The organism is Pseudomonas sp. DL (assembly GCF_047199225.1).
In the GTDB taxonomy this organism is placed as follows: Bacteria; Pseudomonadota; Gammaproteobacteria; order Pseudomonadales; family Pseudomonadaceae; genus Pseudomonas; species Pseudomonas aeruginosa.
Genome location: NZ_CP178323.1, coordinates 2,627,801 through 2,653,098, shown reverse-complemented (window position 1 = coordinate 2,653,098; position 25,298 = coordinate 2,627,801). Strand labels below are relative to the sequence as shown.

The 25,298-nt window shown below is 65.1% G+C and carries 24 protein-coding genes; 7 read left to right on the top strand and 17 right to left on the bottom strand.

Annotated elements, in window-relative coordinates; translation table 11 throughout:
* Nucleotides 1-147: 147 nt before the first annotated feature.
* Both ACI766_RS12705 and ACI766_RS12700 read right to left on the bottom strand, forming a co-directional pair.
* A complete protein-coding gene (locus tag ACI766_RS12705) occupies nt 148-1,233 on the bottom strand; it encodes an AraC family transcriptional regulator (RefSeq protein ID WP_003116848.1) in 1,086 nt (361 codons plus the stop codon).
* Between the two features lie 68 nt (nt 1,234-1,301).
* On the bottom strand, nt 1,302-2,996 hold the full coding sequence (locus tag ACI766_RS12700) for an AMP-binding protein (RefSeq protein WP_003113337.1): 1,695 nt from the start codon (nt 2,994-2,996) through the stop codon (nt 1,302-1,304).
* A gap of 220 nt (nt 2,997-3,216) precedes the next feature.
* Between ACI766_RS12700 and ACI766_RS12695 the strand changes: the two genes are divergently transcribed.
* Nucleotides 3,217-3,909 (top strand): MgtC/SapB family protein, encoded by a 693-nt coding sequence (locus ACI766_RS12695; RefSeq protein ID WP_003102512.1) that lies wholly within the window; start codon nt 3,217-3,219, stop codon nt 3,907-3,909.
* A gap of 136 nt (nt 3,910-4,045) precedes the next feature.
* Nucleotides 4,046-4,192 (top strand): PSPA7_2676 family Cys-rich small protein, encoded by a 147-nt coding sequence (locus tag ACI766_RS12690; RefSeq protein ID WP_003090016.1) that lies wholly within the window; start codon nt 4,046-4,048, stop codon nt 4,190-4,192.
* A 39-nt stretch (nt 4,193-4,231) separates the two neighbouring features.
* Here ACI766_RS12690 and ACI766_RS12685 read toward each other — a convergent pair whose 3' ends face one another.
* Complete coding sequence (locus ACI766_RS12685) at nt 4,232-4,774, bottom strand: DUF4946 domain-containing protein (protein ID WP_003090018.1); 543 nt, start codon at nt 4,772-4,774, stop codon at nt 4,232-4,234.
* A 318-nt stretch (nt 4,775-5,092) separates the two neighbouring features.
* Between ACI766_RS12685 and srfA the strand changes: the two genes are divergently transcribed.
* Nucleotides 5,093-5,323 carry a stress response facilitator SrfA gene (gene srfA / locus ACI766_RS12680; protein WP_003090022.1) on the top strand — a complete coding sequence of 77 codons (231 nt, stop codon included), beginning with the start codon at nt 5,093-5,095 and terminating at the stop codon, nt 5,321-5,323.
* Nucleotides 5,324-5,397: 74 nt separating this feature from the next.
* Here the strand turns inward: srfA and ACI766_RS12675 are convergent, their stop codons facing one another.
* Nucleotides 5,398-5,685 carry a hypothetical protein gene (locus ACI766_RS12675; protein ID WP_003102510.1) on the bottom strand — a complete coding sequence of 96 codons (288 nt, stop codon included), beginning with the start codon at nt 5,683-5,685 and terminating at the stop codon, nt 5,398-5,400.
* 168 nt (nt 5,686-5,853) lie between these two features.
* Between ACI766_RS12675 and ctpH the strand changes: the two genes are divergently transcribed.
* Nucleotides 5,854-7,560, top strand: a complete 1,707-nt coding sequence (gene ctpH, locus ACI766_RS12670) for a methyl-accepting chemotaxis protein CtpH (protein WP_076938917.1) — start codon at nt 5,854-5,856, stop codon at nt 7,558-7,560.
* A gap of 127 nt (nt 7,561-7,687) precedes the next feature.
* Here ctpH and ACI766_RS12665 read toward each other — a convergent pair whose 3' ends face one another.
* Nucleotides 7,688-8,200 (bottom strand): anti-virulence regulator CigR family protein, encoded by a 513-nt coding sequence (locus tag ACI766_RS12665; RefSeq protein WP_003090028.1) that lies wholly within the window; start codon nt 8,198-8,200, stop codon nt 7,688-7,690.
* Nucleotides 8,201-8,556: 356 nt separating this feature from the next.
* On the opposite strand from ACI766_RS12665, the gene ACI766_RS12660 reads away from it, so the two are divergent.
* Nucleotides 8,557-10,044, top strand: a complete 1,488-nt coding sequence (locus ACI766_RS12660; protein WP_003115333.1) for a SulP family inorganic anion transporter — start codon at nt 8,557-8,559, stop codon at nt 10,042-10,044.
* A 9-nt stretch (nt 10,045-10,053) separates the two neighbouring features.
* Here the strand turns inward: ACI766_RS12660 and ACI766_RS12655 are convergent, their stop codons facing one another.
* From ACI766_RS12655 to ACI766_RS12640, 4 genes are all read right to left on the bottom strand, one after another.
* Nucleotides 10,054-10,881 carry a class I SAM-dependent methyltransferase gene (locus ACI766_RS12655; protein WP_003113340.1) on the bottom strand — a complete coding sequence of 276 codons (828 nt, stop codon included), beginning with the start codon at nt 10,879-10,881 and terminating at the stop codon, nt 10,054-10,056.
* On the bottom strand, nt 10,871-11,296 hold the full coding sequence (locus ACI766_RS12650; RefSeq protein ID WP_412828506.1) for a DUF1641 domain-containing protein: 426 nt from the start codon (nt 11,294-11,296) through the stop codon (nt 10,871-10,873). The genes ACI766_RS12655 and ACI766_RS12650 overlap by 11 nt, the downstream gene beginning before the upstream one ends.
* 22 nt (nt 11,297-11,318) lie before the next feature.
* Nucleotides 11,319-12,506, bottom strand: coding sequence for an NAD(P)/FAD-dependent oxidoreductase (locus ACI766_RS12645; protein ID WP_023086167.1), 1,188 nt, complete (start codon nt 12,504-12,506; stop codon nt 11,319-11,321).
* Nucleotides 12,507-12,698: 192 nt separating this feature from the next.
* Complete coding sequence (locus ACI766_RS12640) at nt 12,699-12,908, bottom strand: hypothetical protein (protein WP_003113343.1); 210 nt, start codon at nt 12,906-12,908, stop codon at nt 12,699-12,701.
* Between the two features lie 256 nt (nt 12,909-13,164).
* Here ACI766_RS12640 and ACI766_RS12635 point away from each other — a divergent pair, with 256 nt between their 5' ends.
* The gene (locus ACI766_RS12635) at nt 13,165-14,928 is read left to right on the top strand and encodes a putative bifunctional diguanylate cyclase/phosphodiesterase (protein WP_003102498.1); all 1,764 of its coding nucleotides are present in this window, start codon (nt 13,165-13,167) and stop codon (nt 14,926-14,928) included.
* A gap of 58 nt (nt 14,929-14,986) precedes the next feature.
* On the opposite strand, the gene ACI766_RS12630 is transcribed toward ACI766_RS12635, so the two are convergent.
* The 3 genes from ACI766_RS12630 to lecA form a co-directional block, all read right to left on the bottom strand.
* Nucleotides 14,987-15,394, bottom strand: a complete 408-nt coding sequence (locus ACI766_RS12630) for a hypothetical protein (RefSeq protein ID WP_023103102.1) — start codon at nt 15,392-15,394, stop codon at nt 14,987-14,989.
* A 121-nt stretch (nt 15,395-15,515) separates the two neighbouring features.
* Nucleotides 15,516-15,857 (bottom strand): hypothetical protein, encoded by a 342-nt coding sequence (locus tag ACI766_RS12625; RefSeq protein WP_003120049.1) that lies wholly within the window; start codon nt 15,855-15,857, stop codon nt 15,516-15,518.
* 272 nt (nt 15,858-16,129) lie between these two features.
* A complete protein-coding gene (gene lecA, locus ACI766_RS12620; RefSeq protein ID WP_003102492.1) occupies nt 16,130-16,498 on the bottom strand; it encodes a PA-I galactophilic lectin in 369 nt (122 codons plus the stop codon).
* Nucleotides 16,499-17,326: 828 nt separating this feature from the next.
* On the opposite strand from lecA, the gene ACI766_RS12615 reads away from it, so the two are divergent.
* Complete coding sequence (locus ACI766_RS12615) at nt 17,327-17,536, top strand: cold-shock protein (RefSeq protein ID WP_014602845.1); 210 nt, start codon at nt 17,327-17,329, stop codon at nt 17,534-17,536.
* Nucleotides 17,537-17,865: 329 nt separating this feature from the next.
* Here the strand turns inward: ACI766_RS12615 and ACI766_RS12610 are convergent, their stop codons facing one another.
* From ACI766_RS12610 to ACI766_RS12590, 5 genes are read right to left on the bottom strand one after another with little or no spacing between them, the layout of a single operon-like run.
* Nucleotides 17,866-18,102 carry a hypothetical protein gene (locus ACI766_RS12610; RefSeq protein WP_019682828.1) on the bottom strand — a complete coding sequence of 79 codons (237 nt, stop codon included), beginning with the start codon at nt 18,100-18,102 and terminating at the stop codon, nt 17,866-17,868.
* On the bottom strand, nt 18,102-19,862 hold the full coding sequence (locus ACI766_RS12605; RefSeq protein WP_019682829.1) for a hypothetical protein: 1,761 nt from the start codon (nt 19,860-19,862) through the stop codon (nt 18,102-18,104). Before ACI766_RS12605 ends, ACI766_RS12610 begins: the two co-directional genes overlap by 1 nt.
* On the bottom strand, nt 19,859-20,719 hold the full coding sequence (locus ACI766_RS12600; protein ID WP_023104410.1) for a hypothetical protein: 861 nt from the start codon (nt 20,717-20,719) through the stop codon (nt 19,859-19,861). Before ACI766_RS12600 ends, ACI766_RS12605 begins: the two co-directional genes overlap by 4 nt.
* Nucleotides 20,716-21,717 (bottom strand): hypothetical protein, encoded by a 1,002-nt coding sequence (locus ACI766_RS12595; protein ID WP_016561962.1) that lies wholly within the window; start codon nt 21,715-21,717, stop codon nt 20,716-20,718. Before ACI766_RS12595 ends, ACI766_RS12600 begins: the two co-directional genes overlap by 4 nt.
* Entirely contained in the window at nt 21,717-25,268 is a 3,552-nt protein-coding gene (locus ACI766_RS12590; protein WP_004353048.1) for a hypothetical protein, read from the bottom strand. The genes ACI766_RS12595 and ACI766_RS12590 overlap by 1 nt, the downstream gene beginning before the upstream one ends.
* Between the last annotated feature and the right edge of the window lie 30 nt (nt 25,269-25,298).

Here is a 25,298-nt window from a genome sequence, read left to right as displayed (position 1 = left end):
AGTAGCCGGAATCTTCACGCCATGGCCGACGCAGGGCAATGTCGAAAGGCTTCAATCTGCCTGAGCGGTTTGGACAATCCGTGCTGGCCGCCTGCCCCGCCGAACCGTTCGCGACATACGGCGGATGACGCTGCGCGGGCATTCACCCTATCGATGGCCGAGCGTTTCGGACAAGACGCCTGACGACTCGGCCGACGCGGTTTCCGCCGCGACCTGCGTCCGGTACTGCCCGGGGGTCGAGCCGGTCCACTTCTTGAACGCCTTGTGGAACGCGCTGCCATCGGCGAAGCCCAGCTCCAGCGCCAGTTCGGCGAAATTCGCCGCGCCGGCGTCCAGCCGCGCGATGGCCAGGTCGCGGCGGACCTGGTCCTTCAGCGCCTGGTAGCTCTGCCCTTCCAGGGACAGCTTGCGGCGCAGGGTCGAGGGCGCCATGAAGAAATGCCCGGCGAGCGCGTCCGCGTCCGGCCAGCGTCCCGGCCGCAGGCTGCGCAGGTAGGCCTTGATCCGCGCCGCCAGGCTCTGCGGATCGCGATAGCGGACCAGGATGTTGGCCGGCGCGCCGAGCAGGAAGCGCCGCAGCTCCCGCTTGTCGCGGCGGACCGGCAAGGCCAGGCAGTCGGCATTGAACAGCAGGCGGCTGAGGGGACGGGAGAAACGCAGGTTGTCGCTGAACATCACCCGGTAGTCCTCGATGTAGTCCGGCTGCGGACAGCGCAGGTCGATGGCCAGGATCGGGATGCGCCGGCCGACCAGCCAGCAGGCCAGGCCATGGGTGATCATCCATAGGGTGAAGTAGGACAGCGCTCGCCCGTACCGGCCCGGCGCCTCGTCGAGGACGATTTCCGCCAGGCCGCCGCGGCGCTGCAGGCGCGGCTGGAAGTCGTCGAACTGCAGGCAGAGGAATCGCAGGATGCCGGTCAGCGCCGGCTCCAGGGTCTGCTCGTGGATCGCGCAGCGGCTCATGAAAGCGAAGCTGCCACTCTTCAGGCGCCGCGAGTCCATGCCGAAGAACTCATCGTCCATGCGCCGAGCGAGATCCAGCCAGAGCCGCGAATAGGCGTGCGAGGTGACCCGCGCGTAGGGTTTGCCGAGCAGCTGCGGATCGATACCGGCGGCCTGGAGGACCTCCCCCTCCTCGCCGCCCTGCCGGCGCCACTCCACCAGCGCCTCGCCGACCAGGCGCACCGAGATGGTGCCCTTGGTGCTCGCCTGAGTCTCGCCGTCGTTCTTCACCCGCCCCTCTCGCCTCGCTGCGCGCCGCCCGCCACCTTAGCGCAGGAGCGGGGCGCGGCTCCATCCTCTCAATCGCGCCCCTGGCGCAGCGCGAGTAGGCGAATCTCTTCGATGCTGATCTCGCGCATGCGGAACTTCTGGATCTTGCCGGTAACGGTCATCGGGAACTCGTCGACGAACTTGAAGTGGCGCGGGATCTTGAAGTGAGCGATACGCGCCTTGCAGAACGCCCGCAACTGTTCGTCATCGGCGTGGTGGCCCGGATGCAGCTTGATCCAGGCGACGATTTCCTCGCCATAGCGCTCGTCGGGGATGCCGATCACCTGCACGTCGGCCACCGCCGGGTGAGTGAAGAAGAACTCCTCCAGTTCGCGCGGATAGATGTTCTCGCCGCCGCGGATGATCATGTCCTTGCTGCGCCCGACGATCCGCACGTAGCCGTCGTCGTCCATCACCGCCAGGTCGCCGGTGTGCATCCAGCGCGCCGGGTCGATGGCCTCGGCGGTGGCCTGGGGGTCGTTCCAGTAGCCGAGCATCACGCTGTAGCCGCGGGTGCACAGCTCGCCGATCTCGCCGCGCGGCACCACCCTGCCCGTCTGGTCGACGATCTTGCTCTCCAGCCTCGGCTGGGTGCGTCCGACAGTGGTCACGCGCAGCTCCAGGCCATCGTCCGGACCGGTCTGCAGCGACACCGGACTGGTCTCGGTCATGCCGTAGGCGATCTGCACCTCGGCCATGTGCATGTCGCCAATGACCCGCCGCATCACCTCGATCGGGCAGGTGGCGCCGGCCATGATTCCGGTGCGCAGGCTGGAAAGGTCGAATTCGCGGCGGCGCGGATGATCCAGCTCGGCGATGAACATGGTCGGTACCCCGTACAGCGCGGTGGCGCGCTCCTCGGCCACGGCCAGCAGGGTCGCCTCGGCGTCGAAGCTGGGCGCCGGGTAGATCATGGTCGAGCCGTGGGTGACGCAGCCGAGGTTGCCCATCACCATGCCGAAGCAGTGATACAGCGGCACCGGGATCACCAGGCGGTCTTCCGCGCCGAGTCCGAGGCTTTCGCCGACCATGTAGCCGTTGTTGAGGATGTTGTAGTGGCTGAGGGTGGCGCCCTTGGGGAAGCCGGTGGTACCGGAGGTGTACTGGATGTTGATCGGCTCGTCGAACTGTAGCGAGGCCTGGCGCTGGCGCAGTTCCTCGGCGCCTACCGCGGCGGCCAGCCCCGGCAGGCCCTGCCAGTGCAGGAAGCCCGCCGGCGCCCGCTCGGCCAGGCTGATCACGCCGCGCAGTTCCGGCAGGCGCTCGCTGGCCAGTTCGCCCGGACGCGCCCGCGCCAGCTCCGGCAGCAGGTCGCCGAGCATCGCGTGGTAGTCGCTGGTCTTGAAGGCGTCGGCGCAGATCAGCCAACTGCAACCGGACTGCTTGAGAGCGTATTCCAGCTCGCTGCTGCGGTATGCCGGGTTGATGTTCACCAGGACCGCACCGACCTTGGCGCTGGCGAACTGGGTAATGCACCATTCGGCGCAGTTCGGCGCCCAGATCCCCAGGCGCTCGCCGGGGCGCAGGCCCAGGGCGATGAAGGCGCGGGCGTAGGCATCGACCCGCTCCGCCAGTTGCCGCCAGCTGTAGCGCAGGCGTTGATGCCGCACCACCAGCGCCTCGCGCTCGGCATGACGCGCGACGGTGGCATCGAAGGCGTCGCCGACGGTGGTCGCCAGCAAGGCGACATCCTGGCGACCCGAGGTATAGCTCGGCTGATTCATGGCTTTCCCTTGTTGTGGTTGTTCTGGGAATGTCGCTGAACCGTCGTCCTGCGCCGCCAGGGCGCTACGACGGACACCGGCGAGCGGTGTCGGTGAAGTCGAAGAGCATGTTTACGTTAACGTAAAGGTAAACGCAAGAGGCTTATCCGCCCAGGGCCGTCGGCCCCGGCGCGGCCCAACGGAACGGCGTAGAATGGGCGGTTTTTCACAGGAGCACAGCATGACCCCGGAAATCGCCATCGGCCTGGTGACGGCCCTCGGCCTCGGTGCGCTGGTCGGTCTCGAGCGACAATGGCGACAGCGCTCTTCCGGCATGGCCACCCACGCGATGGTCGCACTCGGTGCGGCCAGCTTCTCGATCCTGCCGCTGTTGCTCGACAACGAGGTCAGCGTGACCCGAATGGCGGCCCAGGTAGTCAGCGGCATCGGTTTTCTCGGCGCCGGCGTGATCATGCGCGACGGCCTCAGCGTACGCGGCCTGAGCACTGCGGCGAGCATCTGGAGCACCGGCGCGATCGGCGTACTGGCCGGCAGCGGTTTCATCCTGGCGGCCTGCATGACGACCGCGCTGATCGTCATCGCCAACCTGTTCCTGCCCGCTCTCGGCCGGGTGGTGGACCGCCACACCTCGGGCGAGGCCGAGCAGGAGCGCTTCTACCAGATCAGCGTGTCCTGCGAGGCGCGCAACGAAGCGCTGGTGCGCATGCAGTTGCTGCAACGCATGGGCGACAACCGCCTGAACCTGCAGAGCCTGGAAAGCCACGCGCTGAAAGGCAGCGGCAACGTGGAAGTGAACGCCGTGGTGTTCACCCTGCACAAGGAGGACTCGCTGGTGGAACAGATGGTCGGCGAGCTGTGCCTGGCACCGCAGGTCACCGCCGCCAGTTGGGTGATGAATCCCGCCGCGGAATGAACCAGCGAATTTAGGTTGCCCATTCTAGACGCTTCGCCGCAGGCTTTTCCCACCTCCAGACAAGAACAAGCCGGAGTGAACCACACCACCACTGCCTGTTTCGTGGACGGGGCGAGCCGCCCCGCGGGGAGGAGTCATGCGCTTGCGTTGTTTCTTGCGAGGTTGCCGCTGGGACGAAGGTAGCCTGGTCACGGTAGGCCCCGACCTGATGCTGCGCCAACGTTGCCGGCGTTGCGGCGCCCATCGCTATCTCAGCGTCGAGGCGCCGCCCGAGGAAGCCTGAGCGACGCCGGTCGCGTCCAGGCGTCGAGCGGCTGGCCCTTCAGCGCAGGACCAGGCTGGCCCGGGTGCGCAGGTAGCTCTGCCGGTAGACCACGCTGTTGGCCGGACTGGCGGTATATACCAGGGAGTACATCGCGCGCTGTCCCAGGGCCATCGCCACGATCTGGGTCAGCAGCACCTCGTTGCCCTGGCTGATCCGGCAGTGGGTCTCCAGCGATGCCAGGCCGCCGAGGTTCGAGCGGATCGGTGTGGTGCAGCGCGAGCCCAGCCCGGCCTTGCGGTAGCCCGATTGGACGACATCGAAGACACTCTGGAACTGGCCGTCGATCTCCACCGACTCCTCTTCCATCATCTTCAGGCTGAGCAACTCGATGCTGGCTTCCTTCTCGCCTCCCGGCCCGAGCTTGGTCGCCAGTTGCCGGGAGCCCAGTTGCTCCACGTCGCTGGCCTCGGGTGGGATGCTCTCGGTGATCACCTGCCAGCCGGCCGGCCAGTCGACCTCGGGCTGATAGCCACTGCTGGCGCAACCCGCCACAAGCCCCGCCACTACCACCAGCGCCAAGCCGGACGCCTTGCTTCTCATAGCATTTCCTTACTCGCAAAACCCATCGGAGGGAAAGGTCGGACCTGTCGCCATGGCGCCGTCCGCGCAGTCTCCGAGCCCATGGCGACAACGTTCCCAGCTTACCGGAGAGACGGCGAGCGCCAAGGCGCAAGCCTGAACAAGCTAGCCGACTTGGCGAGGAACGCACAAATTTCATCGGCTGGCGTACAGGTATGGGACATCGGTACCAATAGCGAAGTCGCGCAATCCGTCAGTTTTTTTTGAATTTTTGCCATTGGAAAAAGTCTGTTCAGCGCAGCGTTTTTCCAAGTCCCATCCGGCCCGCAAGGAGAACCCATGGCTGAACCCCAGGACAAGTACACCCGGCGCACAGGCAGGACCTGGGCGGACGACCAGGCGACCTACAACCGTCTGCGCGAAGAAGCCGACGCCGCTCGCCAGAAGCTGCGCGAAAGCGGCTACAGCGGCGCCGAGTACGACCAGTTGCGTCAAGCCGCCTTCGATCTCAACCGCAAGGCCAACCAGTACTGGGAGCAGATGCTCAGCGACCTGCGCCAGGAAGACTGATCAGCGCCACGCCGGGAGACTGCCGCTCTCGGCCCGCACACCCCCTCCACTCTTTGCGTGCTCCTGGCGTCGGCTCATTCGGGCGCATCCGGGTATTGCACCTCGTCCAGCAGGCGAAACCCCACGTTGTCGGCGTCCAGCGCGCTGAGCAGCTCGATCTGTCGATCAATGTCCTGGTTGATATTGGCCAACTGGCCGATGAAGGCATTGGCCGCCTGGCGGGTGCCAGGGTCGGAGCTGCGCGACAGCTCGAAGCCGAGCTGGGTCAGGGCAGCGGCCAGGTGAGCGAGATTGCGCACACTCAACGAGTGCAACTGGCGGGAAACGGCCTGTTCATCCTGAACGGTGGGAGGGACATCCATGAGTCAGATCCTTCGACTGGCACAATGTGACATTCGTCACAGAGATTAACCGAAGCCCCGCAGAACATCCATGCCAGCTATTCCCCTTCGTCGGCTCTGGCCCGGCCCCTGCGTCGTCCTCAAGTTGTCAGATCCGCTGTCGATACTCTGCGAGCCGGAACACGCGCCATGCCCGCCTCGCCGGGCCACAGGGACGTCCTCGGCTGCCTCGTCGCAGCCTGCGTGCCGGTCCAACCTGGCAATCCATCGAGGCGTTCCATGCTGCAACAATCCCTACGTGCGCAAATCCTTGTCCTGCTCGGCGGCAGCCTGGCGGCGCTGCTACTCATAGCCCTGGCCTGCTTCGGCTCGCTGACCGGCGACGTACGCGCCTACCGCGAGCTGCTCGGCGGCCCCGTGCGGGCGGCGCAACTGATCGACGAGGCCAACCTGCAATTCCGCGGCCAGGTCCAGGAATGGAAGAACGTCCTGCTGCGCGGACGCCAGACGGAGGCCCAGACGAAATACTGGAGCCAGTTCGAAGCCCAGGAGCGAGCGGTGCAGGACATCCTCGGGCGCCTGGGCAGCGTGGCCGAAGGCGAGTTGAAGGATCGTGTCGAGCGCCTGCGCGAAGAGCACCGGCGACTCGGTACGGCTTACCGACAAGGCAGGCAACGGTTCCTCGAGGCGGGCGCCGACCCCATCGCCGGCGACCAGGCGGTGACCGGCATCGACCGCGCCACCACCGCGCAGATGCAGACCCTGCGCGACGAACTGCACCAGGCCAGTGATCTCCATTCCTCCTCCATCAGCGCGGAGGCCCGGCGCACCATGCTGCTCGGCAGCCTGGTGCTGATCGGCGCCAGCCTGGCCGTCGCCCTGCTCAGCCTGTGGCTGGTCAACCGCAACCTGGTCCGTCCGGTGCAACGCCTGATCGAGCACATCGCCCAGCTCAGCCATGGCGACTTCGGCGAGCGCATCGAGATCCGGCGCAAGGACGAACTCGGCAAGCTGGCCCTGGCCGCCAACACCCTGCGCGACTTCCTGGTGGACATCTTCGACCGGCTGCGGCGCAGTACCCGCGACCTGGACAGCGCCAGCGGCTCGCTGAACGCGATCGCCAGCCTGATGGCGGCCGGTACCCGCGAGCAGTTCAGCCGCACCGACCAGGTCGCCACGGCGATGCTGGAAATGTCCGCCACCGCCCAGGAAGTGGCGCGCTACGCCGGCGACGCGGCCAGGGCCGCCGACGAGGCGGACGATTCCGCCCAGCGCGGCGAAGACGTGATGGAAGAAACGATTCGCAGCATCGGCGAGATGCGCAAGGAGATCGACCATACGGTGGAGGTCATCCGCCAATTGGAAAGCGATAGCGGCAGGATCGGCAAGGTCCTCGACGTGATCCGTGGCATCGCCGAGCAGACCAACCTGCTCGCTCTCAACGCGGCCATCGAAGCCGCCCGCGCCGGCGATGCCGGCCGTGGCTTCGCGGTGGTCGCCGACGAGGTCCGCACCCTGGCGCAGCGCACCGCCGAGTCCATCGCCGAGATCCACCAGATCATCGATACCGTGCAGAACGGCGCGGTGAATGCCGCGCGCGCCATCGAAAGCGGGCAGTCGCGCAGCGAGGCCGGTGCCGAGCAGGTTGCCAACGCCGGCACCATGCTGCGCCAGATCACCGCCTCGGTCGAATCGATCCGCGACATGAACCGCCAGATCGCTACCGCCGCCGAGGAACAGACCGCCGTGGCCGAGGACATTTCCCGCAACCTCACGGAAATCGCCTCGATCGCCTCCAGCAACCAGGAACAGGTGGAGCAGACCGAAGCCGCCAGCCGCGATCTCCACGGCCTCTCCGCGCAACTGGGCGATGCCCTGCAACGCCTGCGGGCCTGACCTGGGGTAAGAAAACGACTTCCATGAGGTAAGGCGGACAACCGCAACGCGATTATCCGCCGCTCCAACGGGGGGGTCATGGCGGATAGCGTTGTGGCGCTATCCGCCATGCACAGCCAGGGTTCGATCAGTCGAGGACGTTGTCCAGCACCTCGTAGATCAGCCCGGTCGCCACCGCCACCAGCAGCAGGTCGGTGCCGGCCTGCATCCACTCGTAGCCGTCGTAGTGCGGCAGCCGGCCTAGCAGGCGGCCGTCGAGTTTCTTGGCGATGCCGGGCGGCAGCGGCTTGCCGCGCGCCAGGTTCTTCTGGATGCCGGGCGGCAGGGCCGGCCCCGGGTTCCAGTAGCCGCGGTTGTCGCCGAGGATCACCCGTACCCCGCCGACGTCGATACGCGGTCCCGAGTCCCAGTTGCCGCCGCCGTTGCCCTTCTGGCCGGCGCCGCCGCCCTTGTTGCCGGGGCCGCCATGGTTGTCGTGGCCACCCTGGTTGCCTTTGTTGCCCTTGTTACCCTTTCCGCCGTCCATCTGGTTACCGTGCGGGTTGCCCTTGCCATTGCCCGGGTCGGCCAGGACGGCAGGCGTACCGCCGATCAGGGACAGGCTCACGACCAGCGCGAGCACAGAACGAGTGTTGAACATGATGATGTTCTCTCCATGCGAGGACGATCCCTCGATAGCTTAGAACCGTTTCGCTTGTTTGGTTCCATGCCGTCGATCGCGACGCACCCCAGGGAAAGCCCGAGCTGCAGGCTTGGTCGAACCTGTCGAATCGGCTATGCTGCCGCTCCCTGCAAGCGACTACCCGCTACTCCCCGATGACCTGGCTGCCCACTCCGCCATAGCCATGCCTGCCCCTTCCGGCCACGGTCCGAACGACCGTGGCCAGCGTTCGTTCGCCTGAACGCCTGTCGTCATCCCTTGTTTTTTCCAATGCCATCCCGCGGCCCGCGCTGTCGACCGACTGCACGGGCCGTGCCTCGCCCCTGGGTATCCCGATGCTACAGACGCTGAAACAGAACTGGTTCTCCAACCTCCGCGGCGACCTGCTCGCCGGCCTGGTCGTCGCCCTGGCGCTGATCCCCGAGGCCATCGCCTTCTCCATCATCGCCGGGGTCGACCCGAAGATCGGCCTGTACGCCTCCTTCAGCATGGCGGTGGTGATCGCCTTCGCCGGCGGCCGTCCGGGAATGATCTCCGCCGCGACTGGCGCCATGGCGCTGCTGATGGTCAACCTGGTGAAGGACCACGGCCTGCAATACCTGCTGGCGGCGACCCTGCTCTGCGGCGTGCTGCAGATACTCGCCGGCTACCTGCGCCTGGGTTCGCTGATGCGCTTCGTCTCGCGCTCGGTGGTGACCGGTTTCGTCAATGCCCTGGCGATCCTCATCTTCATGGCCCAGCTACCCGAACTCACCGATGTCGGCTGGCCGGTCTACGCGATGACCGCCGCGGGCCTGGCGATCGTCTACGGCTTCCCGCACCTGCCCCGGATCGGCCGGCTGCTGCCCTCTCCGCTGGTATGCATCCTGGTCCTCACCGGCATATCCATCTACCTGGGCCTGGACATCCGCACCGTCGGCGACATGGGTCAGTTGCCCGACAGCCTGCCGCTGTTCCTCTGGCCGGACGTGCCGCTGAACCTCGACACCCTGCTGATCGTCCTGCCCTACTCCGCCGCCCTGGCGGTGGTCGGCCTTCTGGAGTCGCTGATGACCGCCACCATCGTCGACGAGATGACCGACACCGGCAGCGACAAGAACCGCGAATGCAAGGGCCAGGGCCTGGCGAACATCGCCACCGGCCTGCTCGGCGGCATGGCTGGCTGCGCGATGATCGGCCAGTCGGTGATCAATGTTAAATCCGGCGGGCGCAGCCGGCTCTCGACCCTGGTGGCCGGCGTCGCGCTGCTGCTGATGGTGGTGTTCCTCAGCGACTGGGTCGGGCGGATTCCCATGGCGGCCCTGGTGGCGGTGATGATCATGGTGTCCATCGGCACCTTCCGCTGGGAGTCGATCCGCAACCTGAAGCGCTACCCGCTATCGACCAACCTGGTCATGCTGGTGACAGTCGGCGTGGTCCTCGCCACCCACAACCTGGCCTTCGGCGTGGTCGCCGGCGTTCTCCTGGCCTCGCTGTTCTTCGCCAACAAGATCGGGCACTACCTCGATATCGACAGCGAACGCTCCGCCGACGGCACCCGCCGCCACTACCAGGTGAGCGGGCAGGTGTTCTTCGCGTCGTCCGGCAGGTTCGTCGCTGCCTTCGACCTGAAAGAGACACTGGAGCATGTGCTCATCGACCTGCGCCACGCCCACCTGTGGGACGTCACCGCCGTCGCGGCACTGGACAAGGTGGTCCTGGGCTTTCGCCAGCGCGGCGTGCAGGTCGACGTGCTGGGCCTGAACGCCGCCAGCGCGACCCTGGTCGATCGCTTCGGCGCCTACGACAAGCCGGGCGCCGTGGACATTCTCTCCGATCACTGAAACGCCCGTTCAGCGGCCGAGACTGGCGACGATGAATACTCGGCGGAACGGGAACAGCGTTCGTCCATCCAGTTCCCGTGGATAGTGACGGTGCAGCAGTTCCAGGTAACGGTCGAGGAAGCGCCGACGCGCCTCTTCGTCCAGTTCGCCGAGCACCGGACGCAAGGCGGAGACCTTGATCCAATCGAAGATCGGGTCGTTGCCGTCCACCACTTGCAGGTACTCGGTCTCCCAGATGTCCAGCTCCGCCGTCAGCGGCGCCAGTAGCCGGTAGTAGTTGTCCAGCGACAGCACATTGCGCCGATGCAGCCGGTAGCGCAACGCGGGGCTGCCCAGCGATGCACCACCGGGGCCCGCACTGTCCAGCGCATCGAGCATCAGGCGATACCAGGAAGCATCGCGCCAGTTCGGCATGTGCGCCGCCAGGCAGCCTCCCGGAGTCAGTTGCCCCAGCAGGCGTGGCAGCAGCTTGCCGTGATCTTCGAGAAAGTGCAGTACCGCCGCTGCGAACAGCAGGCTGGCAGGGCGCTCGGCGCACCAGTGGCGCAGGTTGGCGCGTTCCCAACTGGCTTTGATCGGCAAGCGCGCGGCCTCCTCGAGCATCTCCACGGAGCTGTCCACGCCGTATAGTTCGGCCAGCGGCCAGCGGCGGGCGAGCAATTCGGTGGCGATGCCGGTTCCGCAGCCAAGATCGTAGATCCGCTCCGGACAGCACGGCTCGATGTGGTCCAGCAACTCCACCACCGGCCGCTGGCGCAACCGGGCGAACTGCATGTAGGCGGAAGGGTTCCAACGCGCCTCCAGATCCGCACGATCTCGGAGAAGGTCATGCACCATGGGCAACCTCCTGCTCCGCGGCGAGTTGGCGCCCCAGGCTGCGCAAGCTACCCAGCATGAGCGCCAACCCGCGCCGGGTATCGGCGTCGCGCAACAACCGCAGCAGGTCTTTCAGGCTTGGCGGCTGCTCTCGGAGCAGCTCCGCCTTGGCCACGCGTACCGCGTTGCCGACTGACCAACCGACGCTGGTGACCTGCTCGAAGAGCTGCGCCAGCCTGTCCACCATGGCCGGGTCCAGCAGATCGACGATATCCGAAAGCAGTGACAGCAGATCCACCAGGTTGTCCAGGCGGTGGCCCTCGATCAGCGGCTGCAACTTGACGGCCAGGGCCTGGAGACTCTCGCGGGTCTGCTCGGGAAACAGGGTGGTATCGGCCTGCGCCTGCGACGCGTATGGCTGCTGATGGCTATCCATGTCGGCTCCTCCCCGTGCGGGGTCAAAGCATTCCACGGGCTACGGCCCAGTACAGGCCGCGATTGAAACCCTGGCGCAACAACCCGCCAAGATTGGTCGGCGGGGTCGGCTTTACGTCGTGCCGATAGTCGTACCAGAGCGGCATTCCGGCGTTCAGGCCCATCTGCGCGACAGCCTGGACTCGTCCATCGTAGATCGCGCAAGGCTTGCCGAGACGAATCTCGGCAGCGATGTTGCTGGCGACTACCGGCGCCTGGTTGTGACAGGCCCCACCGGCCTTGCTCACCGGCAGATCGACGGTATCGCCCAGGGTATACACCCGGTCGACGCCATACACCTGCAAGGTTTCATGGTTCGTCGGCAACCAGCCTTCATCGGCGGCGGCCTGGGACAGGCCGCACTCCCTGACCGCATCCACGGCGTGGATCGGCGGTGTCGCCATGAGCAAGTCGAACGGCTGCTCGTCGCCCTCCTCCGAATAGGCGATGCGCCGCTCCGGGTCGACCCTGGCCAGGGTAAAACCGCGCTGGAAACGGATGCCGCGTTGCTCGAACAGGCTCGGCAGGATTTCGCAGGTCGGTCGTTGCAGGAACAGACAGTTGCGCAGCAACTGGGCCGTGGTGGGATAGGTGTAGACGATCTCGACACGTTCGCGGACACCTCGGCGGCGCAAGTAGTCGTCGAGCATCAGGGTCGTCTCCACAGGCGCGATCCCGCACTGGTGGGGCACGTTCGGCGTCCTCGGGAAACTCACCGTGATGAATACCCGCCCCGACTCCAGGCTCGCCAGCCGCTCGGCCAACCGACGGGCCGGCTGGTACTGGTAGAAATGGTCGCCAGCCTCTTTCAGCCCCTCGATACGTTCCGGAGCCGGCACGCAACCCGTGGCGATCACCAGGTAGTCGTAGCCATGGCGCCTGCCGCTGCGGGTCTGCAGTTCCTGGCGGGGAAAATCGAAACGGTCGACCCGGTCGAGCTGGAAAATCACTTCCGGCCGCAGCAGCGAGCGCTGCGGTCGTTTCAGATCTTCGAGGAAGAATTGCTCGAAGGCGACGTACATGAAGGCCGGCTTGTAGTAGTGATCCGGCGAGTCGGAAATCAGCAGTACCTGCACCTCGCCGCCGAGTATCTCCGGGTAGAGCCGGACGACCAGCAGGTTGGCGAGCATGGTGCCGCCCACTCCGCCCCCGACGATGACGATTCGTTGCATGACTTCTCCTTAACCCTGAGAAAGCCATGGGTATATCTAGATGAACCGGGGGATTAGGCAAGCACGGCTTCGCCACGGAAACAGGACAAATCCGGAAACCTCATCCAGTTCAAGCGCTTGCCTGAGAAGACCCGCCGCCTACCAGAACTGGCAGGGTAAAACGACGGGAATACAGCGCTGCCTCGCTGACGCCTAGCGCCTCGTTCGGGCGAGGGCCCGGAACGTATCGAACGCCAGCACCAGCACGAGCATCGGCATGAGCAACGGGACGAAGGCGGACATGGCGTCCTGGTAAGGTCGCCCCAGCCACCACAGGAAGAGGCTGGCGCCGCCGATCAGCAGGATGACGAGAAGGATGACGAACTTGCAGAGGCGCGAGGCGAAGGAGAGCGTGTCGGACATGTCTTTTCTCGGTGGAAGCATGTGCGACCGTTTTAGCGAGCGGTGATGCTGGCCGATATAGGAAGAGTCCGTTTACCAGGTAATCGATTTCGCAGAGCTGGCGTCGGCGTCGAAGGCCGTACCGGCATGACCGCGATCAACCTCCATGCCCTTTCATCGCTGCAATCTGGGAAAAGAGCCCGCGCTCCACGAAATAAAGGCACAATGACATCATTGATTGCCGATGCCCGACATCGCAGTAGCCCAGGAGTCCAGCATGGCAACCCCACCCTATCCCGAGGACGAGCATTCGAGACAGGCCTACGTCGACCAACTCGGTCTGCTGGAAGAAGGTGCGGACGAGGTATTCGAGGAAATCCTCGCCGCCGCTACGTCCTACTTCCAGACGCCCATCGCGCTCATTTCCATCCTCGACCATCAGCGCCAGTGGTTTCGCGCGAGCATCGGCCTCGATATCCGGCAGACGCCGCGACGGGATTCGTTCTGCGCCTATGCGATCCTGGGCAAGGGAGTCTTCGAGGTGGCCGACGCCACCCTCGACCCGCGCTTCCGGGACAACCCCTATGTGCAAGGCGAACCGCGCATCCGCTTCTACGCCGGGGCTCCGCTGGCCACCGCGGAAGGTCTCAACCTCGGCAGCCTCTGCGTCATCGACCGGGAACCACGCGGGCCGCTGGCCGAGCGGGACGTCGCCATGCTCGAGCACTTCGCTCGGCTGGTGATGGCCCGTATCCATACGCTCCGCTCGACCAACTACATCGACGAGCCAACCGGCCTGTACAACCGTCTCCGCCTGCAGGAGGACGTTTCCCTGCGCCTGCAGCGCGACGGCGCCCTCACCGTGATCGCCGCCGACCTCCTGCCCCTCGCCCTGCTGAATACCATCATCCGTACGCTGGGCTATCCCTTTTCCAACGACCTCATGCTCGAGGCGCGCGACCGCATCCGCGCGGAACTGCCGGATTTCACTCTCTACAAGATCAGCCCGACGCGCTTCGGACTGCTCCTGCCACGGCAGCAACAGGAAGAAACCGAGTCGGTCTGCCTCCGCCTGCTGCGGGCCTTCGAAAGCCCCGTCGTATGTCGCGGGATCCCGATCAAGGCCAACGTGGGCCTCGGCGTACTACCGCTTGCCGACGATCCCCTCGACGGCGATCAGGACTGGCTGCGCCTGGTGGTCAGCGCGGCCGACGACGCCCGCGACCGCGGTGTCGGCTGGGCCCGCTACAACCCGCCGCTGGACCAGGCCCAGCAGCGTGCCTTCACATTGCTGACCTCGCTGTCCCAGGCGATCGGAACCGAAGAAGGCTTCCATCTGGTGTATCAGCCGAAAATCGACCTGCCGACAGGCAGGTGCACAGGCGTGGAAGCGCTGCTGCGCTGGCGGCACCCGCAACTCGGCTTCGTCAGCCCCGCCGAATTCGTGCCCCTGGCGGAGAAAACCGCACTGATGCGCCCCCTCAGCGACTGGGTGCTGCGCCATGCCATGGCCCAGCTGGCGCAATGGAACGCACGGAACATCCCGCTCAGGCTGGCGATCAACGTATCGGCATCGGACATGGAAGACAGCAGCTTCCTGGAAGAGGCCGTCAGACTCGCCAAAACCTACGACATCGACCTTTCCGCCCTCGAGCTGGAATTCACCGAAAGCGTACTCATCCGCGACGCCTCGGCGGTCGGCTCGGTGCTGCTGCGTGCCCGGGAGCTTGGCATGGGCATCGCGGTGGACGACTTCGGCACCGGCTACAGCAACTGGACCTACCTGCGCGATCTGCCAATCACCGCCATCAAGCTCGACCAATCGTTCACCCGCGACCTCGCCGGCTCGCCGAAGGCGCAGAGCGTCACCCAGGCGGTGATCGGCCTGGCCAGCCAGTTGGGTTATCGGGTGGTCGCGGAAGGCATCGAGACCCACGACACCTTCCACCTGCTGCAGGCCTGGGGCTGCCACGAGGGCCAGGGCTATCTGATCGCCCAGCCGATGCTGCCGGAGCAACTGGAGGACTGGCTGCGGCGTTAGCCAACGCAGGCACGTGGAATGGGCCGTACCAGCATGCTCGCCAGCCTCGGCGCGTCGCTCAGGGACTGGCGAGCAAGGCCCAGACCAGATAGATCGAGTAAAGGGTCAGGAGTATCAGTGCCAACAGCACCGCCCTGCTGGCATGGCGCGCAGCCACCCAGCGGGAATTGCGCCCGCAGCGCCAGACCACGACGAGGCTGAGGCACAGGTAGGCCAGCCTAACCAGCTCGACACCGACCATTCCCCACAAGGTCAGGGCCACCGCATGTTCGCCGGGAGCTTCCTGCATCAGCGGATCGACAATGGCCACCATCGCCTGCCTGGCGGCGACGCTGATCAATAAGAAACCCGCAGCGAAGAACAGCCAGAATGCCTTCCACAGCGGCTGCCCGCCGGAAAGGAAACCTCTCGCAGTCAGCTTCTCCTCGGCCAGGTCCGCCTCTGGGGTCTTGTATGGGTGCTCCATGCCCTGGGTCCTCCCTGCAAACAACGGGCACCCTAGCACATCCCACGCCGCTCGCCTTCTTCAGCGGGCGGCAGACCGTCCGTTGCACCTCGCGATGTTTCCAGCGCTCGGCCGAGCGTCTCTAGCGCGGGCAGGAGACCTGCGTGCCTTCCACCTTGCGGATGTGATCGCGATAGGAGCCGGAAACCAGGATCGATTGCGTGCCGCCCTTCTCGCTGAGAATGCCATCGCAACTGTAATCGCAGCCAGCCTCGATGCTGAGGCACACGTCCTGTCCCTCGAAACGGTACAGGTTGGCAGGCCACCCCGTGCAATCGTACAGGCCTGCGCCAGGGCATTCGACGGCCTCGAGTCTTCCGGCAACGACGATGGTCGAACCTGCCATGTCCTTGAGTTCCTCCGCGGCGCCAGCGGCAATGGAGAAGAGAGCGGGAAATACAACCAGGGAAAGTCGGCAGGGCATCGGCTTCGGTACTGTCTACTATGTGGACGGAATTCTGAATCGGGTCAGGAATCGATATTCCCGTTCAGACCGAAGCGTGTTGAAGCAGTTCCCCGCCCCCACTCGCTCGGTTTCCCACGACCGCGGCAGCTCCAGGAGTTCGATACTCTTGTCATTGGTAGTCGCAACTGCGAAGCGCTGCCTGTCCGTTCATAACGGCCACACGGGCAACTTCACTTTATTTGCATTTAAAAAAAGAGCCCATTCGGGCCCTTTTTTTCCGAGACAAGTTATCAGGACTGATCCTTTCCAATATTGACACTGAACGAGCCGGAGTTATTGCCATAGGTTCCGGGCACGTCGTTGTAGATAAGAGTGATTGCACCCTGGACATTATTGGGTGCAACCCAACGGAACAACCCGGTATTGACCGGAATGGTTCCGCTGTTGCCAATCTTCATGACCAGCGCACCACAAAACGCATCGTGGCAGATCAGCCCTTGGTCCGGATGCTCCCGATCGCCCTGCGGCCCCCATTTCTGGGTAGGTCCGTAACTGGCCCAACCGGCGGCGACGATGGTAATGACATCGCCCGGATTGTAGATAATCGACGTTACCTGCCCTGCTTCGTTATTAGCCAGAACCTCACCTTTCCAAGCCATGATTGATCTCCGATATATGAATTCCTATTCATAAACGAAAGAGGCGAAAAACCCTGATTCGCGATCCTTCCCTGTCAGCAAAGCACAGCAACGAGGAAGTACCGCCTACCAATTCATGCAGGAGAAAAGAGGATAATTCCGCCAGTGAATTGAATATATTCGGAAAGGAAATTAAAAAGCAGGAGCAGAAGATAACGACAAAAAATCAAACTTCCAAAGACAACTACTTCAAGCTGCACAAACACTCCCGCACACCAGCCAGGGCGAACCCTATACGGAGCCGTACTAGAATGAAACGCCTCCAAGGCCGAGGAGGGAAAGAAGGCAACGTCGACTCGTTGATTGCCGCGCGATGGCGGGCCGGAAGAAAATCGGGGAAGGAACGCAGAAGTCGGCTGAACGCCAGGAAACACGATGGTGCCCGGAGCCGGGGTCGAACCGGCACGGGGTTACCCCCGAGGGATTTTAAGTCCATCGACTTTTCTTTAAATTTCAATTAATTGCGGTGAAATCCTTTCCGCATTGAAATTTTCTTCACACCCTTGAAGCCCAGATTCTACAAGGGCTCATTCGAAATTGCGGAACAAGTGCCGCATCTACAACAGGCCAACGTCCTCGCCAACCATCCATCAATTTCCTCACCTTGCAAAAATAAAGCTATCTAATCTCACCGAAACCTGTATGGTGGATTCTACTGCTTGCCCAGTTAAGCGCCCCGCCTTGATGTTCAGTCTGTTTGATCTTCATCTCATCGGTTTGCCTTCTCTCCGCATTCAGTTCTAGCGCAGGTTTATACCTGCGCACTTTCAAACATTGGAGATATACATCATGGCAACTCGCCAGACTGGTACCGTTAAATGGTTTAACGAAGTAAAAGGTTTTGGCTTCATCACCCCGGAAAGCGGTGAAGACGTCTTTGTGCACTTCCGCCAAATTGAAGCCAGCGGATACAAGTCCCTTGGTGAAGGGCAACGTGTAAGCTTCTTCGTTACCGCAGGTGCCAAGGGCCCGCAAGCCGAGCAAGTACAAGCCCTGTAAGGCTTTTGATACGATAAATAGCCCCGTACATGCGGGGCTTTTCAACACTCGCTCCAGTATAAATAGCGTATAGCAGATCAAATTGGCCGTGAGCCCCCTCCCGCCACCGCTAATGGCGAACAGGAATTATCCTGCTCCGTATTTAAGGAGCGCTAAATTCATGATTACCCGCCAATCAGGAACTATCAAGTGGTTCGATCAAAGCAAAGGCCATGTTGGATCACACCCGAGACAGGGCATGACACCAACGCCCCTCTTCATTTCTTCCTCTGTCTTAAAAATCCGAGAGGCTACCAGGGCGTAACCATCCGGGCCTTCCCCCGGAGGCTTCAAACCTCGATATCGAACTGGGGGAGCTGCGGCGCCGGCCCGGTCACCATGCCATCGCTGATGAACGCCATCTGCCCGGCCGGCACCGCCGTACCCCGGGCCGCGATCACGACGTTGTTTCGCAGGCGGACGCGGCAGGTGCCGGCGCCCTCGTCGACGTCGATCACCTCCCCCACCGTGCGCGCGCCGCCCGGTAAGAGCCCGATGAACCGACGCCAGGGGTTGACCGTCGCCATCAGGAACCTCCCGGATAGTGGCGCTCGATTCGCAGGGTCTGCCACACGCGGCTAGCCCCTACCCCCTCGGCCGAGATATCGGTAGCCAGGCAGAGCCCGCGCCAGGTCGCCTGTTCGTCCCTCACCTCGACCAACATGCCCGGCTGCACCAGGCCCGGTACCCCATCATCCTTCTGGAACAGCGGGATACGGCGCGTCTCGATCGCCTGGTTGCCTCCCTTAGACAACTCGCAGATCCCGCGCGAGCGCGCCACCTCGGTGCCGGTCATCCAGTCCTCCATGACGTCGGGCGCCGACTCCTCGCCGGCGGTACCGGCGCGCCGCACCTGCACGCTGACGCCGTAGCTGGTACCGCTGACGTAGACGAAATTCCATGCCGGCTGGGGACTCCACTCGCTGCCCCACTCGGCGACGATGGCGGCCGGGATGATCCGGTCGGGAATCGCGGTGTCCCAGTACCAGGTCGCCTCACGATACCGCGGCAGGATCGTCATCGAGTCGTCCATCAGGCCCGGCCGCACGATGCCGCCGGCGACCTCGGCCAGCTTGACGATGACCTGCATCGGCGTCTGGTCCTGGTAGCTGAAGGCGCCGGCCGGCAGCGTCCAGTCCGGCGGCCCCATGTTCTCGACGTCCCAGGACACTGAAAAGCCGGTGTACTGCAACTGGTCGTCGACAACCTGACGTGCGTTCAGCGGCGCCGTGTTCACCGCGCTGCGCTTCGGCGCATAGGGCGCGTCCAGCAGTTGGGTGCGGCTCGCGCCGCTGATGGTGTAGCGCTCGCTCGGATGCTTGCCGCTGCCGCTGTAACGCTCGACCAGAAACCGCCAGGTCCAGCCGTTGATCTCCAGCTCTACCGTCTTCGGCCCGTTGGCATCCGGCGCCGCCAGGTCCAGCGAGGTACGACCGAACAGGTCAGCCGAGAACGACCAGGCGAACGAGTCGATATCCAGGCCGATGCGAATGCTGGTCGCATCCAGCGGCGTGCGACTCGGCAGCACCACCAGGGTGACCGTGTTTCCTATCATGTAGGTCTCCAGTATCTCGGGCTCGGTGGGTGGATCTATCGGTACCACCGGCCCCGGATAGTCGGGGTAGACAATGCCCGTCGGCACCGGATCGGTCGGCCGCCCCCATGCCCAGGGAATCCGCCGCAACGCATCGAAGCGGGTCGGACTGCCGTAGCTGCTGCGCGCCCCGGCGTCCACCGGCCGGATACCACGGACCGGCGCCACGTAGCGGAAATCGAAAAACACGTCGGGCGTGTTCGCCGGGGTGTAGCGGGTCGGGCCGAAATTGAAGTCGAGCAGGCCGGTCGGGATGTAGAGACTGGCACGCCTCTCCGAGAGCGCATCGCGGAAGCGGTCGAACTCGGCCGAGCGCCGCCAGCCGGGTGGACGGCCGGCGTCCTTGGGCGACGGGCGCGGGTTGTAGATCAGCGACAGGCGCCGATCACGCGGGCGCAGCGTCCGATCCCAGCCTAGCTCTCTCTCCACGTCCAGCACCCGGGTACTGTCCCAAGCGCTGCGGGCTGCCGCGTTGCGCTGCTCGGCGTGCTCCCAGCCACTCCCCCAGCCCGCATCACGCACCGGTACACCGGACCAGCCACTGGCGCAACGCCGTGCCAGGGGCCGGCCGGAGCCCCACAGCCCGGCGCTACACGCATCGGCAAGCACCAGGCGCTGCCAGCGCAGCGGGACGGCGCGCACGGAAAGCGGCGCCGCCCTCTGCCAGGGGGCGCCGAAACTCGCATTGATCATAGAGCCTCGACAGGAAAGGGCCCGTGGCTGAGCGGGCGGTAGTAACGCGTCGCCTGCAGACGGGCCGTGCCGACCTGGCGGCTGGGGTTGTCGCCCTCGATCGGCCACCACTCCGGCTCAGCCACCGGCAACACCCCGGCCTCGGTCACCTCGTAGAGCCAGCCAGAGAAGATCGTCGGACGCACGCGCTGGCCCAGGCTGACTGCGAGACGCGGCTCGAACACCGCGCCCCAGTCATCCAGCCCCATCGCGTAAGTGGTCCCGCCGGCCGTCACCTCCAGAGCGATCTCGGCGCGCCCGGACTCGGCCGTCTGCCCCACGCCGGCCACCCGCCATTCGCCATCGAGCTTGCGCTCGATGACCACAACCTGGCGCGAGGCCGCACCGCCGTCGACCGTGACGACCGCTCGCACCTTCGCCGGGTCGGTCGGATCTCGACCGCCCGAGCCTTCGGTCAGGTCATAGGACAGCAGGCGCGTATCGGCATCGAGGACCGGCCAGCGAATGATCCCCAGGCGCGGGTCACCTTCGTCGGTGACCTGTATTACGAACTGTCCGCGCAGGCCCGATGCCTCGAAGCGCTGCACCGTCTCGCCCTCGTAGACCTGGAAGGTCGCCGTCATCGCGGTCGCGGTGACCACCGTCCCGCGATACAGCGTGGCGATCTTGCGCGCCGGAGTCTCCTCCCCTTCGCGGGTGACCTTCACGGCGAGGTTCTGGTAGATCGCCTGCCCGGCCCCCGACCAGGCGACTGCCACCGGCGGGCGAAGGGTCTTCGGCCCAATGCCGAACCGCTGCAGCCAGGTATCGGGCCGGGCCTGGACCGGCGGCACCACCTGCTGCATCAGCGCGCTCATGCTGGCCACCACGCCGGATCCACAGACAGGAACCAGAGCCCCCAGCGGTCCATATGCACATGGTAGGTCTTGCCATCCATCTGGACTGCCTCCGCCACCGCCGTTGCGCCCAGGGACAACCCCAGCCGCTCCAGCAGATGTCCGTGGCGGTAATGGCCCAGGATCGGGTCGAAACACACACCCTTCAGGCGGCCGACGTAGTTCGCGCCATTCGTCACATAGGGCTGCTGCATCCGCCAATAGGGTGGATTCTCTCCCTCCGTCCGGTCGTAGTAGGTGCTCTGATACTGCATCTGGTCCATCAGCGCTCCCACGCTGGGACCGCCACCCTGGATGATCTCTCCCGAGCGCTGGTCACGCAGCGAACTGAAGCCACTCCCGAAGGACCAGTTTCGGCTGTACCCCGTTGTGTTCTGGTAACCCTGGGCACCGCCGACGGCAATAAACCCCTGAACGCCGGAGGCGCCGCTGAAGCTCTCGTACTGCCCGACGTAGAGGCCGAGCTGGTACGCCTCGCTCGTGTTTTCGTAACCGGTGGATTGGAGGACGCAGAAGATGAACGTCTCGGCGTCCGCACAGATCTGCCAGTACGTCGCATGGTTCCAGTACATGTACCCCAGGTAGATGACATGAGCGTCATTGCTGGTGGGATTGGTGTCCGCCGACCAGGTACGTGACCGCGTATTGACGCCCTTTGGGAGCGGAGTGCTGATATCCAGCATGCCCTCATGCACATAGACTGCGATGTAGTCGTTGACGCTGCCGCTACCGGTTAAGTGCCTGTAGAACGTCACCTGCGCGCAGTTGGACGCCGGGGCCAGGGTGATGGCGGTGTCGAACTCGCTTACGACGGTCCACCCTGCCGGTGGCTTGTTGCCGTAGCCATCGACCAGCGCCGCGCGCAGGTAGCTCTTGAACTTCTGGAACGGCGTCACCGCCGACGGGAAGAGCGCCGGCGGTGCGCCGGCGTCCCGATAGCTGTACTGTCGAGCGGTCATCAGTCCGCGTCTCCTCTGATCTGCAGGTGGAATTCATCGTCCTCGACGGTGCCCTTGCCACTCAGCACCGTCCGCACGATCCACATCGGCCCCAGGCACGAGTCGGTGTTGAAGCGCACCGCGTTGCCGGCCGCCCAGCCACTGCCCCAGCCTTCCTTGCGGATGGTGAAGTACGGCGTGTTCGTCTCCGGGTTGATCGGCGCCGTGTCGGTGGTGGTAGTGCCGTTGGCGATGACCCCCAGCTTCTCCTCCACCACGCTGAAACTGGTCGAGGAGTTGAACACCAGCGCCCACTTCGCATCGATCGCACCGCGGTTGGCGATCAGCGGTGGATAGGCGAGGCTGTTGTAGTTGGCGGTGGTCCCATCGCCCTTGGGCTCGTCGGTCCAGTTCGGCGAGCCGATATCCCAGGTCCGCTGGGTGAACCAGTGGTGCAGCCGCGCCTGCAGGTCGCCCCAGCTCAGCGCACTGGACGCCAGCGTTTCGCCCGCCGGCAGATCCCAGGGCAGCGGCGAGGAGATTCCCAGCTCGCCGTTCACTTGGACCTCGGTGCAGAGGGTCATGTGCTCAACCCGGTCACGCACCACTAGCGGCAGGGTCAGCGGGTTGCCCTCGGCATCCTGCAGGACCAGCGGGTTGGCCCATGTCACCCGGCCGCGTTCCAGGTCGACGCTGTAGCCCGCCGAGGCCAGTTCCACCGCGTTGGCGTCCACCACCTTGATCTCGGCCTGCTGGTCGCGGCCGAGCTGCAGCACGCCGCCAGCTTGAGGACTCGGCACCGTGGTCTCGGCGGTATGGGCAACCACCATCACGTCGCCCTCGCGGAACACTGGCACCCGCCCGTCCGCCGGCAGTCGCACCGGGTCCAGGCCCAGCAGGGTTGCGTCCAGCGGCAGCGAGGTGAAGACGACCGCGTTGTAGCGCAGCAGCAGCGGAATCACCGGGATATCGCTGGCCCCAGTGGTGTCCTCCAGATTGCTGGTGAAGCGCAGCCGGACGATGCCGGTCACGATATCGACGCTACCCTTGATCACCGCGCCATTGAGCTTACCGTTCGCGTCCGCCGTGGTGGTCACGATCTGCGCGGTATCCAGGCGAACCGCCGTCACCTGCAGGCTCGCAGAACGCAGCGGCGCCCCCGGCGTGCGGAAGGTCATGCTGGTGACGCTGAAGCCGGCGTTGGTGGTCAGGCAGGCCAGCAGCGTGACCGTCGGCGCCGCCCCCGAGCCATAGGTATTCAGCGTCGCGGTACGGCCGGCGTAGTCCACCGAGCCGACGGCGATGCCGGCGTTGGTGCTGCTGTTGATGTTCTTGTAGAGCACACCGGAGCGGTCGACGTAGACCTCGCCGGCCCAGGTGAACACCAGCGAGCCCGGCAGGATCGGCTCGGCCACACCAGGCAACAGGTCCAGGGTCACCGGAGCGACGGTCTGCGAATCGGTCTGCTCGCCGTACTCGACGCCGCGACTCTGCGCGCGCACGCTCAGCGTGCCGCCGAACCCCTCCAGCAACGTGGTATCGGTGGCCACCAGGCGCAGCTTCTTCATACCGAAGTTGTCGACCGTGTCGGTGTAGTAGGTGTACTCCTTGAACACGTAGTTGCCGGCCACCTTCAGGCTGAATTCGCCGGTCTCGTAGTTGATCGTCCCGGCGCGCCCGGCCCAGCCGCCGGCGGCGTCGTCGGTCACCGAGTTGTCCACGGTGATCTCCGATTCGAAGATCGGCAGCGCCCCGGTGCCCATGTCAGCACCGAGGGTCGGTGCCGCCTGGCGACGCTTGGTGATCCACGATAGGCGCACGCTGCCCGCCTTGAGCGGCGCCCCGGGGAGAGTGCCGATGCACATGCCGGTGCTGTCGGAGGTCACCGCCAGCGGGCTGTCGGTCACGCTGCCCTGCTGGTAGGTATGCACGATCCCACTCCCGGCATCCGGGGTGGCGCTCAATTCCATGCTGACCTTGCCGTCGGCATAGTTGATCTGGCCGCTGCCACCGGTACCGCTGAGCGAGCCGTTGCCGCTATCGAGCACGGTGCGCTCTACCCCGCCGACCTTGAACGTCGCCTTGTAGGAGCCGGGCAACAGCCCCTGGTGCGGCAACGTCCGGTTGATCCGCGCGCGCGCCTGCACGCTGGTGCCGGTGCGCTGGGTCAGCGCCGCATCGTTCTGCCCGACGTAGGCGTAGATCAGCGAACTCCCCACGTCCGGCAGCGCGCTCAGGGTGATGGATACCGAGCCGGTCGCGAAGTCCACCGTGCCGGTGCCTTCCCCGGCCAATTCGCCGTTGCCCTGGTCGCGGATCTCCTGCCATTTGCCCAGGGCGAGGAACGAGACCACCAGGGTGCCCGGCTGGGGCGGCGCTTCGGACAGCGACAGGGTGTAGACGAAGCCGCGGTTGCCCAGTTCGATAGGGATCTCCCCGGTCACCGCTTCGCCCGTCGCCGCCGCGGCAGGCTGGTAGGTGGCGCTCGCTGTCCCGCTCCAGCCGCTGCCGGAGGCCGCCATCTCGATTGCGCCGCTCTCGTAGTCGACGGTACCGCTGGCAATCCAGTTCGAACCGCTGATGTAGCGCAGGCCTCCCTTGCGGTCGTCGGCGAACACACCGCCGCCGGCGCTCAGCGACAGCGAACCCGGCGCGCAGCCGGTGCCGAGGAACGTCCGCGACCTGCCGCTGCCTATGTTCGCGACATTCAGGTTGACCGTCCGCGCCGGCCCGGCCGCAGCGAACAGGCGCCGCTGGTAGCCGGCCAGTTGGTCGACCAGCGCGTTCTCCCGGGTGGTGCTGGGCACCAGCTGGGAATAGACCGACTTGACCCGCAGGCTCAGCGCGCCGCGGCTGACAGCCTCGGCCAGAGGGCTGATGCCGTAGTACCGCGCGGCATCGGCGACCTGGGTGCTGAGCACCTGGCTTTTCGGGCTGGTGGTACCGCCTGGAGTCACCTGGCCGCCGGGGAAGGTCGCGCCCAGTGGCGCGCTGATCGACAGGTCCAGCCGGCGCCGGGTGAAGTTCACGAAGTTGCCGTTGCCGTAGTCGTGGGCGAACTGTTCCAGCCGCGCCTCGACGTCGGTGATGCGGACATACTGCGAGCGCGACTCGAACACCAACTGATAGACCTCGCCAATCTCGGGCAGCCGCTGTTCTTCGCGCTGCACGCAAGCGATGGCGCGCTGGCCCTGCAACTGGTTGCCCAGCAGTTCGAACGAGGCAGACACGGCCGGCACCACGAAGGACTCGATGGCGTTGCGCGCGTCGCGGCGCTCATCGGTCTGGCTGCCGGTGTTGAACAGCAGCACCGAGACACGCGGATCGGCCGGCGCCCGCGTGACGATGGCATGAGCGCCCAGGTACGGCTCGGCGCTGTTCGAGCTGATGCCGGCGAAGGCCTTGCGCAGGTTGATCCGGCCGATGGTCCGGTCCAGGCGCGAGATATCGGGAAACAGGTTGTTGATCTCGCGATCCACCACGGCCTGCCCGGTGGCACGGCCGCCGCCGTCGTCCTCATCGGTGAGGCGCTGGGATTTCAGCAGCTTTACATCATCGACGGTGATCGTCATGGAACACTCCAGCCAGAAAAGAAAACCCCG